At 56.0% G+C, this 15,247-nt stretch carries 14 protein-coding genes; 4 read left to right on the forward strand and 10 right to left on the reverse strand.

Going from position 1 to position 15,247, the window contains the following annotated elements; all coding sequences use genetic code 11:
• Positions 1-96 precede the first annotated feature (96 nt).
• The 3 genes from mgtL to DFO56_RS08360 all read left to right on the forward strand — a co-directional run bounded on the left by mgtL (position 97) and on the right by DFO56_RS08360 (position 5,538).
• Complete coding sequence (mgtL, locus tag DFO56_RS25135; protein ID WP_228007843.1) at positions 97-147, forward strand: mgtA regulatory leader peptide MgtL; 51 nt, start codon at positions 97-99, stop codon at positions 145-147.
• A 139-nt stretch (positions 148-286) separates the two neighbouring features.
• Positions 287-2,995: a magnesium-translocating P-type ATPase gene (mgtA, locus tag DFO56_RS08355; RefSeq protein ID WP_045514265.1), complete on the forward strand. Its 2,709-nt coding sequence runs from the start codon at positions 287-289 to the stop codon at positions 2,993-2,995.
• Between the two features lie 158 nt (positions 2,996-3,153).
• Positions 3,154-5,538: a beta-N-acetylhexosaminidase gene (locus DFO56_RS08360; RefSeq protein ID WP_045514267.1), complete on the forward strand. Its 2,385-nt coding sequence runs from the start codon at positions 3,154-3,156 to the stop codon at positions 5,536-5,538.
• 194 nt (positions 5,539-5,732) lie between these two features.
• On the opposite strand, the gene ridA is transcribed toward DFO56_RS08360, so the two are convergent.
• The 9 genes from ridA to arcA all read right to left on the reverse strand — a co-directional run bounded on the left by ridA (position 5,733) and on the right by arcA (position 13,042).
• Positions 5,733-6,119: a 2-iminobutanoate/2-iminopropanoate deaminase gene (gene ridA, locus DFO56_RS08365; protein ID WP_017459089.1), complete on the reverse strand. Its 387-nt coding sequence runs from the start codon at positions 6,117-6,119 to the stop codon at positions 5,733-5,735.
• Positions 6,120-6,193: 74 nt separating this feature from the next.
• A complete protein-coding gene (pyrI, locus tag DFO56_RS08370) occupies positions 6,194-6,655 on the reverse strand; it encodes an aspartate carbamoyltransferase regulatory subunit (RefSeq protein ID WP_017459088.1) in 462 nt (153 codons plus the stop codon).
• A 12-nt stretch (positions 6,656-6,667) separates the two neighbouring features.
• Positions 6,668-7,603, reverse strand: a complete 936-nt coding sequence (gene pyrB / locus DFO56_RS08375) for an aspartate carbamoyltransferase (RefSeq protein ID WP_020456306.1) — start codon at positions 7,601-7,603, stop codon at positions 6,668-6,670.
• Positions 7,596-7,742 carry a pyrBI operon leader peptide gene (locus DFO56_RS08380; RefSeq protein WP_020456307.1) on the reverse strand — a complete coding sequence of 49 codons (147 nt, stop codon included), beginning with the start codon at positions 7,740-7,742 and terminating at the stop codon, positions 7,596-7,598. Before DFO56_RS08380 ends, pyrB begins: the two co-directional genes overlap by 8 nt.
• A 99-nt stretch (positions 7,743-7,841) precedes the next feature.
• Positions 7,842-8,321 (reverse strand): arginine repressor, encoded by a 480-nt coding sequence (locus DFO56_RS08390; RefSeq protein ID WP_020456308.1) that lies wholly within the window; start codon positions 8,319-8,321, stop codon positions 7,842-7,844.
• Between the two features lie 104 nt (positions 8,322-8,425).
• Positions 8,426-9,829, reverse strand: a complete 1,404-nt coding sequence (locus DFO56_RS08395; RefSeq protein ID WP_020456309.1) for a YfcC family protein — start codon at positions 9,827-9,829, stop codon at positions 8,426-8,428.
• Positions 9,830-9,876: 47 nt separating this feature from the next.
• Positions 9,877-10,881 (reverse strand): ornithine carbamoyltransferase, encoded by a 1,005-nt coding sequence (gene argF, locus DFO56_RS08400; RefSeq protein ID WP_045513551.1) that lies wholly within the window; start codon positions 10,879-10,881, stop codon positions 9,877-9,879.
• An 18-nt stretch (positions 10,882-10,899) separates the two neighbouring features.
• Positions 10,900-11,811, reverse strand: coding sequence for a carbamate kinase (gene arcC / locus DFO56_RS08405; RefSeq protein WP_020456311.1), 912 nt, complete (start codon positions 11,809-11,811; stop codon positions 10,900-10,902).
• 10 nt (positions 11,812-11,821) lie between these two features.
• The gene (arcA, locus tag DFO56_RS08410; RefSeq protein ID WP_020456312.1) at positions 11,822-13,042 is read right to left on the reverse strand and encodes an arginine deiminase; all 1,221 of its coding nucleotides are present in this window, start codon (positions 13,040-13,042) and stop codon (positions 11,822-11,824) included.
• Positions 13,043-13,716: 674 nt separating this feature from the next.
• On the opposite strand from arcA, the gene DFO56_RS08420 reads away from it, so the two are divergent.
• Positions 13,717-14,169, forward strand: coding sequence for a YhcH/YjgK/YiaL family protein (locus tag DFO56_RS08420; RefSeq protein WP_045513666.1), 453 nt, complete (start codon positions 13,717-13,719; stop codon positions 14,167-14,169).
• Positions 14,170-14,209: 40 nt separating this feature from the next.
• Here DFO56_RS08420 and argF (DFO56_RS08425) read toward each other — a convergent pair whose 3' ends face one another.
• On the reverse strand, positions 14,210-15,214 hold the full coding sequence (argF, locus tag DFO56_RS08425; RefSeq protein WP_045513554.1) for an ornithine carbamoyltransferase: 1,005 nt from the start codon (positions 15,212-15,214) through the stop codon (positions 14,210-14,212).
• Positions 15,215-15,247 lie beyond the last annotated feature (33 nt).

The following is a 15,247-nucleotide window of genomic DNA, read 5'->3' on the forward strand; positions in this document are numbered from 1 at the left end:
GCTACCAATTGATGGTGTGTATATGTTTGGTTTAATTCAGCGGAGCTATGATACCGCTACGTTATGATTCGCCCTTCACACCTTACCGGAGGCCAGATGGATCCCGATCCCACCCCTCTCCCGCGACGGAGATACTTTTTCCGGTAAGCCTGCTGTTGCTGCCTTACCGGATGCGTAAGGCAGCGACGTCGTTTTCGTCCCTGCCCGATTAAAAACGCCAGCTGGCGCGGCTTTGTTACGCCAGTTGTCAATCGCACCCGCGTGATGCGGGGGCAAGGACACTATCATGCTGAAAAACATTACCCGGCAGCTTTTCGCTCGCCTCAACCGCCATTTACCGCGTCGTCTGGTGCAGCGCGATCCGCTTCCCGGCGTACAACATATCGCCCAGGGTGCTATCCCCGCCTCGATGGGTGAACGCTGTCTGCAGATTGCTGCGATGGAACATGAGCAGCTCTGGCACACTTTTGCCAGCCACCCGGAAGGGCTGAACCCGCAGGAAGTGGAACTGGCGCGGGAAACCCACGGCGAAAACCTGATCCCGGCGCAGAAACCCGCCCCCTGGTGGGTGCATCTGTGGGTGTGCTATCGCAACCCGTTTAACCTGCTGCTGACCTGCTTAGGCATTATTTCCTATGCCTCGGAAGATCTGTTCGCCGCCTGCGTAATTGCGTTGATGGTGGCGATTTCGACGCTGCTCAACTTCCTGCAAGAGGCGCGCTCGACCAAAGCGGCCGATGCGCTGAAAGCAATGGTCAGCAACACCGCGACGGTGCTGCGCGTGGTGAATGAAAAGGGGGAAAATGGCTGGTGCGAATTGCCTATCGACCAACTGGTGCCGGGCGATATCGTCAAGCTGGCCGCAGGAGATATGATCCCGGCGGATCTGCGCGTGTTGCAGGCGCGGGATCTGTTTGTCGCCCAGGCTTCGCTGACCGGCGAATCCTTGCCGGTAGAGAAAGTGGCGACGACGCGCCAGGCCGCGCAGCGCAACCCGCTGGAAGCCGATACGCTGTGCTTTATGGGCACCAATGTGGTGAGCGGCACGGCGCAGGCGATAGTCATCGCCACCGGCGGCAATACCTGGTTTGGCCAACTGGCCGGGCGTGTCAGTGAGCAAGAAACCGAGCAAAACGCATTTCAGAAAGGTATCAGCCGCGTCAGCATGTTGTTGATCCGTTTTATGCTGGTGATGACGCCGATTGTGCTGCTGATCAACGGCTTTACCAAAGGTGACTGGTGGGAAGCGGCGCTGTTTGCGTTGTCGGTTGCCGTGGGGTTGACGCCGGAAATGCTGCCAATGATTGTCACCTCCACGCTGGCGCGCGGTGCGGTGAAACTGTCGAAACAGAAAGTGATCGTTAAACATCTGGACGCCATTCAGAACTTTGGCGCGATGGATATCCTCTGTACCGATAAAACCGGCACCCTGACGCAGGACAAAATCGTGCTGGAAAATCATACGGATATCAGCGGTAAAGTCAGCGAACTGGTGCTGCACAGCGCCTGGCTGAACAGCCACTACCAGACCGGACTGAAAAACCTGCTCGATACCGCCGTACTGGAAGGTGTGGACGCGGAAGCGGCGCAGACGCTGGCGGCGAGCTGGCGCAAAGTGGATGAGATCCCCTTTGATTTCGAGCGCCGCCGCATGTCGGTGGTGGTGGCACAGCAGACGGATGTTCATCAACTGATTTGCAAAGGCGCGTTAACGGAGATCCTCAGCGTCTGCTCGCAGGTGCGCTTCAACGGCGAAATCTTCCCGCTGGATGACACCATGCTGCGCCGCATTGAACGCGTAACCAGCACACTGAACCGCCAGGGGCTGCGCGTGGTTGCGGTGGCGACCAAATATCTGCCGGCGCGTAGCGGTGACTACCAGCGTATTGACGAGTCGGATCTGATCCTCGAAGGCTACATCGCCTTCCTCGATCCGCCGAAAGAGACAACTGCGCCGGCGTTGAAAGCGCTAAAAGCGAGCGGGATCACCGTCAAAATCCTCACCGGCGACAGCGAACTGGTGGCGGCGAAAGTGTGCCACGAGGTGGGGCTGGAAGTGGGCGATGCGCTGATCGGCAGCGAAATTGAGCACATGAGCGATGATGAACTGGCGCAAATGGCGAAGCACATCACGCTCTTTGCCCGCCTGACGCCGATGCATAAAGAACGCATTGTCCGTCTGCTGAAACGCGAAGGGCACGTGGTCGGTTTTATGGGCGATGGCATAAACGACGCCCCGGCGCTGCGCGCGGCGGACATCGGGATTTCCGTCGATGGCGCCGTCGATATCGCCCGCGAAGCGGCCGATATTATTTTGCTGGAAAAGAGCCTGATGGTGCTGGAAGAGGGAGTAATCGAAGGGCGCCGCACTTTCGCCAACATGCTGAAATACATCAAAATCACCGCCAGTTCCAACTTCGGCAACGTCTTCAGTGTGCTGGTGGCGAGCGCGTTTCTGCCGTTTTTGCCCATGTTGCCGCTGCACTTGCTGATCCAGAACCTGGTGTATGACGTCTCGCAGGTGGCGATCCCGTTTGATAACGTCGATGAAGAACAGATCGCCAAACCACAACGCTGGAACCCGGCGGATCTGGGCCGTTTTATGATCTTCTTTGGCCCGATCAGTTCGATCTTCGACATTGTGACGTTTTGCGTGATGTGGTGGGTGTTTAAAGCTAACGTGCCGGAAGCGCAAACCCTGTTCCAGTCCGGCTGGTTTGTCGTCGGTTTGCTGTCGCAAACGCTGATTGTGCATATGATCCGCACTCGCCGCGTGCCGTTTATCCAGAGCCGCGCCGCCTGGCCGCTGGTGGCGATGACGCTGATGGTGATTTGTGTCGGCATCGCGCTGCCATTCTCGCCGCTGGCGCAATACCTGCAATTACAGGCGCTGCCGCTGGCGTACTTCCCGTGGCTGGTGGCGATCCTCGCAGGTTATATGACGCTCACGCAGTGGATGAAAGGCTTCTATAGCCGTCGCTACGGCTGGCAATAAACTTTTGTCTTAAACCCGGTCTGCGCACTCTGTGCAGGCCGGGTATTTCTCTCAATTCCCGCAAGCTGTGATCCCCGTCGCCCGGCGCGCTTGACGCTCCTGAGGGCGCATGTTAACAAAATGTTTTCCCTCGCCTGACCTCGCCTGAAGGAACATTTATGTTGCGTTACAGCCTGTTAACTGCCGGGTTGCTGCTCGGTTCTTCCGCTTTTGCTGCACCCGCAGGTGACTTGCCTCTGATGCCGTGGCCGACAAAGGTTGAACGTCCGGCAACGCAGGGCTCGCTGGTACTGACGGATACGCTCTCTGTCAGCGTCAGCGGCGACGATCTGGGCGACGCCGTTACGCGATTGCGTCAGCGCATCGCCCGGCAAACCGGCTGGACGCTGCAACCGCAGGCCGAAAAACCGCAACATCCCACCATTTCGATAACCATTGCCAAAAAAGTGGCACCGCTGCCGAAGCTGGATAGCGATGAGCATTACACGCTGACCATTGATGCGAATGGCGTGCAGATCGCCGCAAATACCCGCTTTGGCGCACTACGCGCCATGGAAACGTTGCTCCAGTTGATACAAAACAGCACGGAAAAGACCACCTTGCCGTGGGTGACCATTGACGATTCGCCGCGCTTCCCGTGGCGCGGTTTGCTGCTCGATTCCGCCCGCCATTTTATACCGGTTGAGGATATTAAACGGCAGATCGACGGCATGGCGGCGGCGAAACTGAATGTGCTGCACTGGCATTTAACCGACGACCAGGGCTGGCGTTTTAGCTCCAGGCGCTACCCCAAACTGACGCAGCTTGCCAGCGACGGTCTCTTTTACAGCGAAGAACAAATGCGCGATGTGGTGCGTTACGCCATGGCGCGTGGCATTCGCGTGGTGCCGGAAATCGACATGCCGGGACACGCGTCGGCGATTGCCGTTGCCTACCCGGAACTGATGAGCGCGCCGGGGCCGTATGAGATGGAGCGCCACTGGGGCGTGCTGAAACCGGTGCTGGATCCGACAAAAGCGGCAACGTACACCTTTGCTGAAGCGATAGTCAGCGAACTGGCGGCGATCTTCCCGGATGCGTATTTGCATATCGGCGGCGATGAGGTGGACGATACGCAGTGGAAAAATAACCCGGCGATCCAGCAATTTATGCGCGACAACAAACTGGCCGACAGCCACGCGTTGCAGGCCTATTTCAACCGCAAACTGGAGGCGATCCTCGAAAAACATCAGCGCCAGATGGTGGGCTGGGATGAGATCTTCCACCCGGATCTGCCCAAAAGTATTGTCATCCAGTCCTGGCAGGGGCAGGACGCGCTGGGCGAGGTGGCAAAGCAGGGTTACAAAGGCATTCTCTCGACCGGTTTCTACCTCGATCAGCCGCAGTACACCGCCTATCACTACCGCAATGAGATTGTGCCGCAGGGCTTAAATGGTGTGGATGTGATTGCCGATAACGACAGCGCGCAAAGCTGGTCGTTTTCGATGCCGCGGCTGAAAGGCAGCCCGGTGGAAGGGACGTTTACGCTGGTGAAAGGCGAAAGTGGATGGCGCGGATTTATTGATTTCAAAGGCAAATCTCGTCGCGCCGTGCAGCATATCGACTGGCGCAGCGATCGCCAGGTGAGTTTTGTCGTCGATACGTGGATGGGCGAAACCCGCCCGGTCATCACTCTCACCGACGATAAACTTGGCGGTTACTTCCTGCTGGGCAACGCGCGCTACCCCGTCACCGGCACGCGGTTAAACGAGGTGCCGAAAGGCATTGCTCCCGCGGTGCCGGACGCCAGCCAGCAGGCGAATTTACTGGGAGGCGAAGCCGCGCTGTGGGCGGAAAATGTGGTCGCGCCGGTGCTGGATATCAAGCTGTGGCCGCGTGCGTTTGCCGTGGCGGAACGGTTGTGGTCGGCGCAGGATGTGAACGACACCGATAACATGTACAGCCGTTTACAGGCGATGGACAGCTGGTCGACGGTATCGGTCGGCCTGCAGCAGCACAACCAGCAATCGGTGCAGTTCACGCGCCTTGCGAACAGCGCCGATACATTGCCGCTGCAGATCCTCGCCCAGGCTGTCGAACCAGCGCACTACTACACGCGCCAGCATCTGAAATTCCAGGCCGGTAACTATCATCAGTTCGAGCCGCTGAACCGCTTTGCCGATGCGCTGGCACCGGAGAGTAGCACCGTTCGACAGATGAACCAGTGGGTCGACAGGCTGGTGAGCGATGCGGAAGACAACACCAGCGCGGTGGCGCTGCGCCACCTCTTTAGCCGCTGGCAGGGTAACACCAGCGATGCGCTGGCGCTCAGCGACAGCAATTACCAGCTAAAAGCGATGCGCCCGGTGATTTTGCAGGTGGATAAGCTCGCCACTATTGGGCTGCGGCTGACGGATTTGGTGGCGCGTCAGGGGACGCTGGACGATGGCGAGATAGCGTCTATTCAGGGAGAACTGGATAACGCGGCACAAATTCAGGACGAAGTGGTGATAGCTGCGGTCTATCCGCTGGAAAAGTTGCTGCGCGCTACGCGCAATCGGTGAACGCCTGGGTGATAAGCGTACATAAATTGATTCCCTGGAAAGGTGTACCAACTTCTTCGAAAGAAATCTCTGGCAGCCTGTGAGATTTAAATTTAAAGGTAAGCGGGCAGAGCCAAAAACCGGTCGCGTTTTAGTTTTAAGTGGGCAATAAAAAAGGCAGCGTAAGCTGCCTTTTATCTCTCGCTTCTCCGCCATTAACGGCGAACGGCGATGGCTTCAATCTCGATTTTCACGTCTTTTGGCAGACGGGCGACTTCCACGCAGGAACGCGCCGGGAAGCTGGCGTTATGTTCGTTGAAAAAGGCTTCATACGTGGCGTTAACGGTAGCGAAATCGTTGAGATCTTTCACGAAAACGGTGGTTTTCACGATGTCGCCCACTTTCAGACCCGCCGCTTCAACAATCGCTTTCACGTTGTCCAGCGACTGACGCGCCTGCGCCGCCACATCTTCCGGTACGCTACCGGTCTTCGGATCAACCGGGATCTGACCTGAGGTCAGGATCATGTTGCCAAGATCAACAGCTTGAACATAAGGGCCAATCGCTGCTGGCGCGTTTTCCGTGGCGATAACTTTGGTCATAATAACTCCTGAATGACAGCGGTATTGAGGTTCCGCCCCATTATAGGGAGGGAAAAACGCAATACCAACCGCAATTAGTTAGCCAGCACCACATGGTGCGAGAACTCTTTCTCACAATATTTGCACTTCAGCGCGATGTCGCTTTCGCGTTTTTTCACCGCAAAGCTGGAGGCGACCGGCTCTGCATGGCTGATGCAGTTGCTGTTCGGGCACACCAGCACGCCAGTAATGCGCTCCGGCAGGCTCGGGCGCGATTTACCCACCACTTCATACTCATCAATGCGGTTAACGGTGGCCTGGGGGGCGTACAGCGCCAGCTGGTTTACCTGCTCGTCGGTCAGAAATGTGTTCTCGATCTTGATCAAATCTTTGCGCCCCATCTCGCCGGACGGCAAGTTCAGGCCAATGGTGATGCGCTGATCGGTTTCCGTCAGCTTAAACAGCGTCAGCAGTTTAAATCCGACGCGCGCCGGGATGTGGTCAATCACGGTGCCGCGTTTGATGGCTTCGACCTGCAGTTTGTTATCGTGTGTCATTGTCGTTTCTCCTTACAGCGCCAAATCGCGATTGAGAACCAGCGCCAGCAGAGCCTGGCGAGCGAAGATGCCGTTACCGGCCTGCTGGAAATACCAGGCGTGCGGCGTTTTATCCACGTCGGTGGTGATTTCATCCACGCGCGGCAGCGGGTGCAGCACCTTCATATTGCTGCGCGCGTGGGTTAAGTCGCTGGCGCGCAGGACAAATTGAGCTTTGACGTTGGCGTATTCCGACGGGTCCAGACGCTCTTTCTGCACGCGCGTCATATAGAGAATATCCACCTCTGCCATCACCTCTTCGATGCTGGCGTGTACGCTCCAGGCCATGCCTTTTTCGTCCAGCATATCGAGAATGTACTGCGGCATCGCCAGCGCGTCCGGGGCGATAAAGTAAAAGCGGTTGCCGCTGAATTTCGCCAGCGCCTGCGCCAGCGAATGCACGGTGCGGCCATATTTCAGGTCGCCGACCATCGCGATGTTGAGGTTCTCAAGGCGGCCTTGCGTTTCCTGAATCGTGAACAGATCGAGCAGCGTTTGCGTCGGATGCTGGTTAGCCCCGTCGCCAGCGTTGAGTACCGGAATGCCGCCGGAGAACTCGGTGGCCAGACGTGCCGCGCCCTCTTGCGGATGGCGCATCACAATGGCGTCCACATAGGTGCTGATTACCGAAATGGTGTCGGCCAGCGTTTCGCCTTTTTTGCCCAGCGACGTGTTGCTGCTGTCGGAGAAACCGACCACGCTCGCGCCGAGGCGGTGCATGGAGGTTTCAAACGATAAACGCGTGCGGGTGGAGGCTTCAAAGAAGCAACTGGCGATCACTTTATGCTTGAGCAACTCCGGCTGCGGGTTGGCCTTCAGTCGTGCGGCGGTGTGTAGCACCAGTTCGAGTTCTTCGCGGCTGAGATCGTTTATGGAAATGATATGTTTCTGATATAGCGGGTTAGCCATGGTTATCTCCTGACGACTGCGCAAAAAAAAGCCCCTCAATAGAGGGGCTGTGGAATTCGGTGATCAACGGGAAGGAAAACGGCAGGCCAGCGCCTTTTTTCAGACGCGGTAAGACAGTTTGTCGTACACACTGATTCATGCTTCCTCCCGGCAAATTGTCCCGGATTATACGCAGCTGTTTTCGCGGATCAAGCGATTGATGCACATTTTACGCAATGCAAACGGTTCTCTTTGAATATTAATGCGTTCTAAGTAAATAATTAATTTGCTTATGCACCAGCGCCGTATGCTTCACTATTCTCGGCGCGACCCAGACGATACTGCTTCCTGCCACCACGCCGAGGATCTCCGGCAACTGGTGGTAATCCAGAATACGTGCCACTGCGCGGCCATATCCCGCCACGGTGTGAATAAGGATAAATTCGCTATTGTGCTCAACGCTAACCACCATTTCGGAGACGGAGCGGGCGGCGTCCGGCACCGGGCGTGACTGAGGATTCAGCGAATAAATTTTTTGTCCTTTGGCGTTGCGAATTTTGATTACACCGAGCAGTTTCAACAGGCGTGAAACGGTGGACTGGCTGATACTGTCGAAGCCGTGGCGCTGCAAATCGCGGCGGATCTCCTCCTGTGAAAGATAACTTTTTTCGCTAATCAGGCGCTGGCAGACCGCCAGTTGTAGCTGCTCTTTCGGTGAATAATCTCCATATTCCATCATCTCTTTTCCCGTATTGGTTGCCGAAACAAAACGCCCGGCAACGGCATGCTTACCGGGCCTGTATATTAGCCACAGACCGGGTAAGCAAAGCGCCACCCGGTGCGTTACAGCAGAGCGCCAAGGCTGAGCGCCGCCATGATCACCACCGTCAATATCGCCAGCAATGGTGCGACCCACTTCAGGTAGCGCACATAGGGGACATGGGCGATAGCCAGCCCGCCCATCACCACCGCCGACGTAGGCGTCACCAGGTTGACGATGCCGGACGCCGATTGGTACGCGGTAACGACCAGATCGCGGTTGACGTTAGCGAAATCGGCCAGCGGCGCCATAATCGGCATGGTCAGCACCGCAAGGCCAGAGGACGAGGGCACGAGGAACGACAGCACCACTTCCAGCCAGTACATAACGTTGATAAACGCGACGGTGGATAACCCGCTGACCATGCCTTCGGCACTGTGCAAAATAGTATGAGTAATCATACCTTTATCCATGATCACTACGATACCGCGGGCAATGCCGATAATCAGCGCTACGCCCAGCAGATCCCGCGCGCCGTTGATAAATGTTGAGGTCAGCTCCTCTTCGCTCATGCGGGCGATCAAACCCACGATGATGGCGCTTGCCAGAAACACCGCCGAAATCTGCGCCATCCACCAGCCGAGCACCGCCACGCCGTAAATCATCACCACAAAGGCCAGCGCGAAAATAAGCAGGATCAGTTTGCGCACCGGCGTGAATTCGAGCATCTCCGGCGATTTATTGCCGAGGAAAAACGCCCGATCTTCGTCCTGCTTGTCGGCGACGATCGACCGCGCCGGGTTGGCGCGCACGTTGCGGGCGTAGCGCATCACCCACGCAACGCAAATCACCCAGCCAATCACCAGCAGCGCAACACGCAGCAGGATGCCGTGGGTAAACGGGATCCCGGCGGCATTAGCGGCGATCACCGTGGCGAACGGGTTGATGGTCGATCCCAGCGTACCGATCCCCGCGCCGAGCAGCACGGTGGAGGCGGCGACAACCGGATCAAAACGGGCGGCGAGCATCACGGGAACCAGCAGCGTATAAAACGGCAGCGACTCTTCGGCCATACCGTAGATGGTGCCGCCTGCGGCGAACAGCGCCATCAGGATCGGGATCATCCACTCTTCACGGCCACGCAAACGGGTGGTGACGCGCTCTATCCCGGCGTCGATGGCACCGGTTTTGGTGACGATGCCCAGAAACCCGCCGATGATCAGAATAAACAGCGCCACATCAATTGCGCCGGCCTGGCCGGTATCAGGATCGTAAAGGCCGCTTATTGGCGCCATGATCACCGCGATTAACCCCTGAGGATGCGCGGCGACATGCGCGTAAGTACCGGCAATCGGTACTTCTTTACCGAGGGCTGGGTTCATTGCCATCTGGTATTGCCCGGCGGGGATCACCCAACTGAGCGCGGCGACAATGGCAATCAACAAAAAGAGGATGGTGTAAGCGGAAGGGAACTTGAACTTGCCCATGATGTGCTCCTTAACCCCGGCGCACCCGCGGCGCGCCGGGGGAGTGGTTAGTCGCCGAGGGTTGCCACCATCACCGCTTTGATGGTGTGCATCCGGTTTTCTGCTTCATCAAAAACGATAGAGTTAGGCGATTCGAAAACCTCTTCGGTGACTTCCAGCCCTTTCAGGCCATACGCCATTTCGATCTCGCCGCCCACTTTGGTGTGCTCGTTATGAAACGCGGGCAGGCAGTGCATAAATTTCACCTGCGAATTACCGGTGGCTTTCACCACCGCAGCGTTTACCTGGTAGGGTTTCATCAGGCTGACGCGCTCAGACCACGCTTCTTTCGGCTCGCCCATCGACACCCACACATCGGTGTAGAGGAAATCAACGCCATGCACGCCTTCTTCCACATCCTCGGTGAGCATGATGCGCGCGCCGGTTTCACGGGCGATGGCGCGACACTGTTCCACCAGTGCAGCCTCTGGCCAGAAGGATTTCGGTGCCACCAGGCGAATATCCATGCCCATTTTCGCTGCGCCGACCATCAGCGAGTTGCCCATGTTGTTGCGCGCATCGCCCAGATAAGCAAAACGTAATTCCGACAAGCGTTTGCCCGGCGCGTGTTCCAGCATGGTCATCAGATCGGCGAGGATCTGCGTGGGGTGAAATTCATTGGTCAGTCCGTTCCACACCGGCACGCCTGCGTATTGACCCAGCTCTTCTACTATCTGCTGGCCGTAACCGCGATATTCGATGCCGTCATACATGCGTCCCAGCACGCGGGCGGTGTCTTTCATCGACTCTTTGTGGCCAATCTGCGATCCGCTTGGGCCGAGGTAAGTGACCTGCGCGCCCTGATCGAATGCGCCGACTTCAAACGCGCAGCGGGTGCGGGTGGAGGTTTTTTCAAAAATCAGCGCGATGTTTTTGCCGACCAGGGTTTTCTTTTCACGACCTGCTTTTTTGTCTGCTTTGAGCTGAATAGCCAGATCGATCAGGTACTGGATCTCCGCCGGGGTGTAGTCGAGCAGTTTGAGAAAGTTGCGGTTTTTCAGGTTGATGCTCATGAGATTTCCTTTTTTAAATCAGTAACGAATCAATGTGCCTTTGTCCCCGGCGAGAATGGCCGGACCATCCGCCAGCGCGCCGATGCCCGCAATGCCGTGACACTGCTCAACAAACTGGCGGCATGCGGCGACCTTCGGCCCCATCGAGCCTGCGTCAAACTGCATGCCCTGCAGCATGTCCGGGGTGACTTGCGCCAGCGGGCGCTGCGTGGGTTTGCCCCAGTCGAGGTACACCGCGTCGGCGTCGGTAAGAATCAACAGCGCGTCGGCTTCGATTTGCCGCGCCAGCAGTGCCGCCGAGAGATCTTTGTCGATCACCGCTTCGATGCCGTGGTAGCCGTTGGCGTTTTCCACCACCGGCACGCCGCCGCCGCCGTTGCAAATCACCAGGTGATCGCGGTTTATCAGCGCGCTAATGGCGTCGCTTTCGACAATGCGTTTGGGTTGCGGGGAGGGCACAACGCGGCGGAAATAGCGACCATCAGCCTTAAATACCCAGCCTTTCTCCTGCTGCAGCGTCTGGGCTTGCGCCTCGCTGTAAACCGGGCCGATGTATTTGCTCGGGTTGCTGAACGCCGGGTCACTGGCGTCGACTTCCACCTGGGTGAGCAGTACGCTCACTTCGCGCTGTGGCAGGCTGTTTTTCAGCGACTGTTGCAGCATGTAGCCAATCATCCCCTGGCTTTCCGCGCCGAGAATATCGAGTGGGTAGGGGGTAACTTTGTCGTAAGCGCTGTTTTGCAGCGCCAGCAGGCCGACCTGCGGCCCGTTGCCGTGTACCAGCACCACGCGCCACTGCGCGGTCAGCCCGGCTATGGTGCGCGCGGCAAGATCAATGTTCTGGCGCTGGATGTTCGCTTCCAGCGGTTCGCCGCGTTTTAACAGCGCGTTGCCGCCCAGCGCGACAACCAGCGTAGGTTTTCTTTCCATGATGGCTCCTTTAAATGCCGTCGCGTTCCAGTGGGCAGCTCATGCAGCGTGCACCGCCGCGCCCGCGTCCCAGCTCATCTCCGGGAATGGGCAGCACGGTGATCCCGGCTTTGTCATATTTCTCGTTGGTCCAGATATTGCGCTCGTAGCCGACGACCACGCCGGGGCGCAGCGTGAGGACGTTGTTGGCGTCATTCCACTGTTCGCGTTCGGCTTCAAAAGCGTCGCCGCCGGTGGTAATAAGTCGGATCTGGTCTATACCGAGCGCTTTTTCGATGGCGTGCAGCAGGTCGCTTTCCTGCGTACGTTGCAGACCGCCGCGCCCGTCCGGGGTGAGCGTCCAGCACTGGGCGTCTTTGCGCACTACTTCGGGGTAAACGGAAAAAGTGTCGATATCGATATGGGTCATCACCGTGTCGAGGTGCATACAGGAACGGTGTTTTGGCAGTTCAACGACGATAACGCGTTCGGCCTGGCGGTGTTTGAACAGACTATTGGCAAGAAATTCCACGCCCTGCGGTGTGGTTCGTTCAGAGAGGCCAATTAATACCGCGCCGCGACCAATGACTAATACATCGCCGCCCTCTAAGGTGGCGTGGTCGTAATTAATATTCTCGTCGCCAAAATATTTAATAAAATTGCCATCGGCGAACGCGGGGTGCCAGCGATAAATAGCACGCAGATTATTCGTTTCACGCTGGCGGGCCGGTTTAGCCATCGGATTAATCGACACGCCATTATAAATCCAGCACGATGTGTCACGGGTAAATAAATGGTTGGGCAGTGGCTTCATAATAAAATCATTCGCTGTATGGGTATCAACCACCATATTTTTAATAAATGCCGGGATCTCGCCGTAGGTTAATCCACCGCTGAGCCGCCGCGCCAGTTCGCGGTGCGGCATATCCGCCAGCCAGCTGCGCACGTCTGCGGCGAAGGTCGGGCCAAGGCGATAATCAGAGATCTGCATTTCCAGCAGCCAGGCTTTTGCCTCTGCAATATCAAGCGTTTGTGTCAGAAGATCGGTCAACAGCAGGACTTCCACACCCTGCTCGCGCAGTGTGTTTGCGAAGGCGTCATGCTCTTCCCCGGCGCGCTCGACTGATAACACGTCATCGAATAACAGCTCCTGACAATTCGAGGGTGTTAACCGTTTCAGGCTTAAATTGGGACGGTGCAGCATAACGCTACGCAATTGACCTATTTCAGAACCGACGTAGTGCTTTTCCATAATTATTCCTTTAACTTTTTTCAGAATAAAAAGGGGGCGGCAATGAAATGTGATTAATTTCATCGCGCGTTAATAACGATTAATTTCATGGCTCATAGTAGAAGCCGTAAGAATTAATAGTGTGATTGTGCTCACGTCGAATAGGGAATTAAATCGCCGCCGTTCAAATGCTTGATTCGCATCAGAGAATAGACAATTAGCCTAATTATCAGGATGAATGCTTACGCATTAACGGCTGGACTTATTCATGGTTGTTATTGTTTTGTAGCTATACACCTATTTTCGTGAATATGTAACCCATTGATTTATAAATTTTTTAAATGCTGAAAGGAATAGATATGCACAAAAATGAATAGAACGGTGCTGCCGGGCGCAAAAAACGGAAATAACCAGTGAATGAATGCGCAAATTACCAGGCTGCTGAAGTGTGATCGGGAAAGGTTTATTTAAATAAATACTTGTTAATCAGTGAGTAACAACTTTACGCCCGCGCACTGGCGTCGGCTTTATGCATCTATGCTGCATAAAAGCGTAATCGGCCTTAACAGGCATATAACATATTTTCCGATAAACATGCGTTGCAACAAATCTCCCGTAAAAAGTGGTGGTATGGCAGTGTGAATTTTCGTATAAAAGCTGAAAATGAAACGATGTTTTATGTTGAGGGCTACACCATGATCGTTGGCAATATTCACAATTTACAATCCTGGCTACCGGAAGAGCTGCGCCAGGCCATTGAGCACGTTAAGCAGCACGTTACCGATGCCACGCCTGTTGGCAAACATGATATCGACGGCAACCGCCTGTTTTTCCTCGTTTCTGAAGATATGACCCAGCCGTTTGCAGAACGCCGCGCCGAGTATCACGCCCGTTATCTGGATATCCAGATTGTGCTGAAAGGCCAGGAAGGGATGACTTTTAGCACCCAGCCTGCGGGCGCGCCGGACACCGACTGGCTGGCGGATAAAGACATCGCCTTTTTGCCGGAAGGCGCGCAGGAAAAAACCGTGGTACTGAACGAAGGGGATTTTGTGGTGTTCTACCCGGGTGAAGTGCATAAACCGCTGTGTGCGGTAAACGCGCCAGCCCAGGTGCGTAAAGTGGTGGTGAAACTGCTGATGGCGTAAGCGTAATGCCCGGTCGCGCTGCGCAACCGGGCTTATTGCGTTATTTACTGAGGGTGGCGACCATCACTGCTTTGATGGTGTGCATCCGGTTTTCCGCCTGATCAAACACAATACTCGCCGGTGATTCAAACACCTCGTCAGTCACTTCCATGCCGCCGTGCAGGCCAAACTCTTCTGCCATTTTTTTTCCGAGCGTGGTCTTATCGTCATGAAACGCGGGCAGGCAGTGCAGGAATTTCACCTGCGGGTTGCCGGTGAGCGACAACATTTTGCTATTGACCTGGTAAGGCCGCAGCAGCGCGATACGCTCCGCCCATTTCTCTTTCGCTTCGCCCATCGATACCCACACATCGGTGTAAATGAAATCGGCGTCTTTCACTCCGCTCGCGATATCTTCCGTCAGCAGAATGTTGCCGCCGTTTTTCACTGCCAGCGCTTTGCATTCGGCGACCAGGCTCGCGTCCGGCCAGCAGGCTTTTGGCGCGACAAGGCGCAGATTCAAACCCACCAGCGCGGCGGCTTCCAGCATCGAGTTGCCCATGTTGTTACGCGCGTCACCGGCATAAACCAGTTTCATCTGATTAAAAGCTTTGCCCGGCAAGTGCTCGCGCATGGTCAGCAGATCGGCCAGCAACTGGGTCGGGTGAAATTCATTGGTTAAGCCGTTCCACACCGGCACACCGGCGTATTGCGCCAGCGTTTCGACAATCTCCTGGCCATAACCGCGATACTGAATGCCGTCGTACATGCGCCCCAGCACGCGCGCGGTGTCTTTAATTGACTCTTTATGCCCGATTTGGCTGCCGCTTGGGGCGAGATATGTCACGCGAGCACCCTGATCATATGCGGCAACTTCGAAAGAGCATCGTGTGCGGGTTGAGTCTTTTTCGAAGATGAGCGCGATATTTTTCCCGGTAAGTTTCTGGACTTCCTGGCCTTTTTTCTTATCCGCTTTCAGCTGAGCGGCGAGTTGCAGCAGGGTATTGATTTCAGCAGGTGTAAAATCGAGCAGTTTCAAAAAATGCTTTTGATAAAACGCGGACATATTCCCCTCACATGGCGAAGGCCACTTATTGAA

Origin of the sequence: Kosakonia sp. AG348 (assembly GCF_003337365.1) — a bacterium.
GTDB lineage: Bacteria > Pseudomonadota > Gammaproteobacteria > Enterobacterales > Enterobacteriaceae > Kosakonia.

Bases quoted from the DNA above. Each gene is read 5' to 3' on its own strand.
- mgtA (WP_045514265.1), top strand. From the start codon at position 287: ATGCTGAAAAACATTACCCGGCAGCTTTTCGCTCGCCTCAACCGCCAT.
- DFO56_RS08360 (WP_045514267.1), top strand. From the start codon at position 3,154: ATGTTGCGTTACAGCCTGTTAACTGCCGGGTTGCTGCTCGGTTCTTCC.
- ridA (WP_017459089.1), bottom strand. From the start codon at position 6,119: ATGACCAAAGTTATCGCCACGGAAAACGCGCCAGCAGCGATTGGCCCT.
- pyrI (WP_017459088.1), bottom strand. From the start codon at position 6,655: ATGACACACGATAACAAACTGCAGGTCGAAGCCATCAAACGCGGCACC.
- pyrB (WP_020456306.1), bottom strand. From the start codon at position 7,603: ATGGCTAACCCGCTATATCAGAAACATATCATTTCCATAAACGATCTC.
- DFO56_RS08380 (WP_020456307.1), bottom strand. From the start codon at position 7,742: ATGAATCAGTGTGTACGACAAACTGTCTTACCGCGTCTGAAAAAAGGC.
- DFO56_RS08390 (WP_020456308.1), bottom strand. From the start codon at position 8,321: ATGATGGAATATGGAGATTATTCACCGAAAGAGCAGCTACAACTGGCG.
- DFO56_RS08395 (WP_020456309.1), bottom strand. From the start codon at position 9,829: ATGGGCAAGTTCAAGTTCCCTTCCGCTTACACCATCCTCTTTTTGTTG.
- argF (WP_045513551.1), bottom strand. From the start codon at position 10,881: ATGAGCATCAACCTGAAAAACCGCAACTTTCTCAAACTGCTCGACTAC.
- arcC (WP_020456311.1), bottom strand. From the start codon at position 11,811: ATGGAAAGAAAACCTACGCTGGTTGTCGCGCTGGGCGGCAACGCGCTG.
- arcA (WP_020456312.1), bottom strand. From the start codon at position 13,042: ATGGAAAAGCACTACGTCGGTTCTGAAATAGGTCAATTGCGTAGCGTT.
- DFO56_RS08420 (WP_045513666.1), top strand. From the start codon at position 13,717: ATGATCGTTGGCAATATTCACAATTTACAATCCTGGCTACCGGAAGAG.
- argF (WP_045513554.1), bottom strand. From the start codon at position 15,214: ATGTCCGCGTTTTATCAAAAGCATTTTTTGAAACTGCTCGATTTTACA.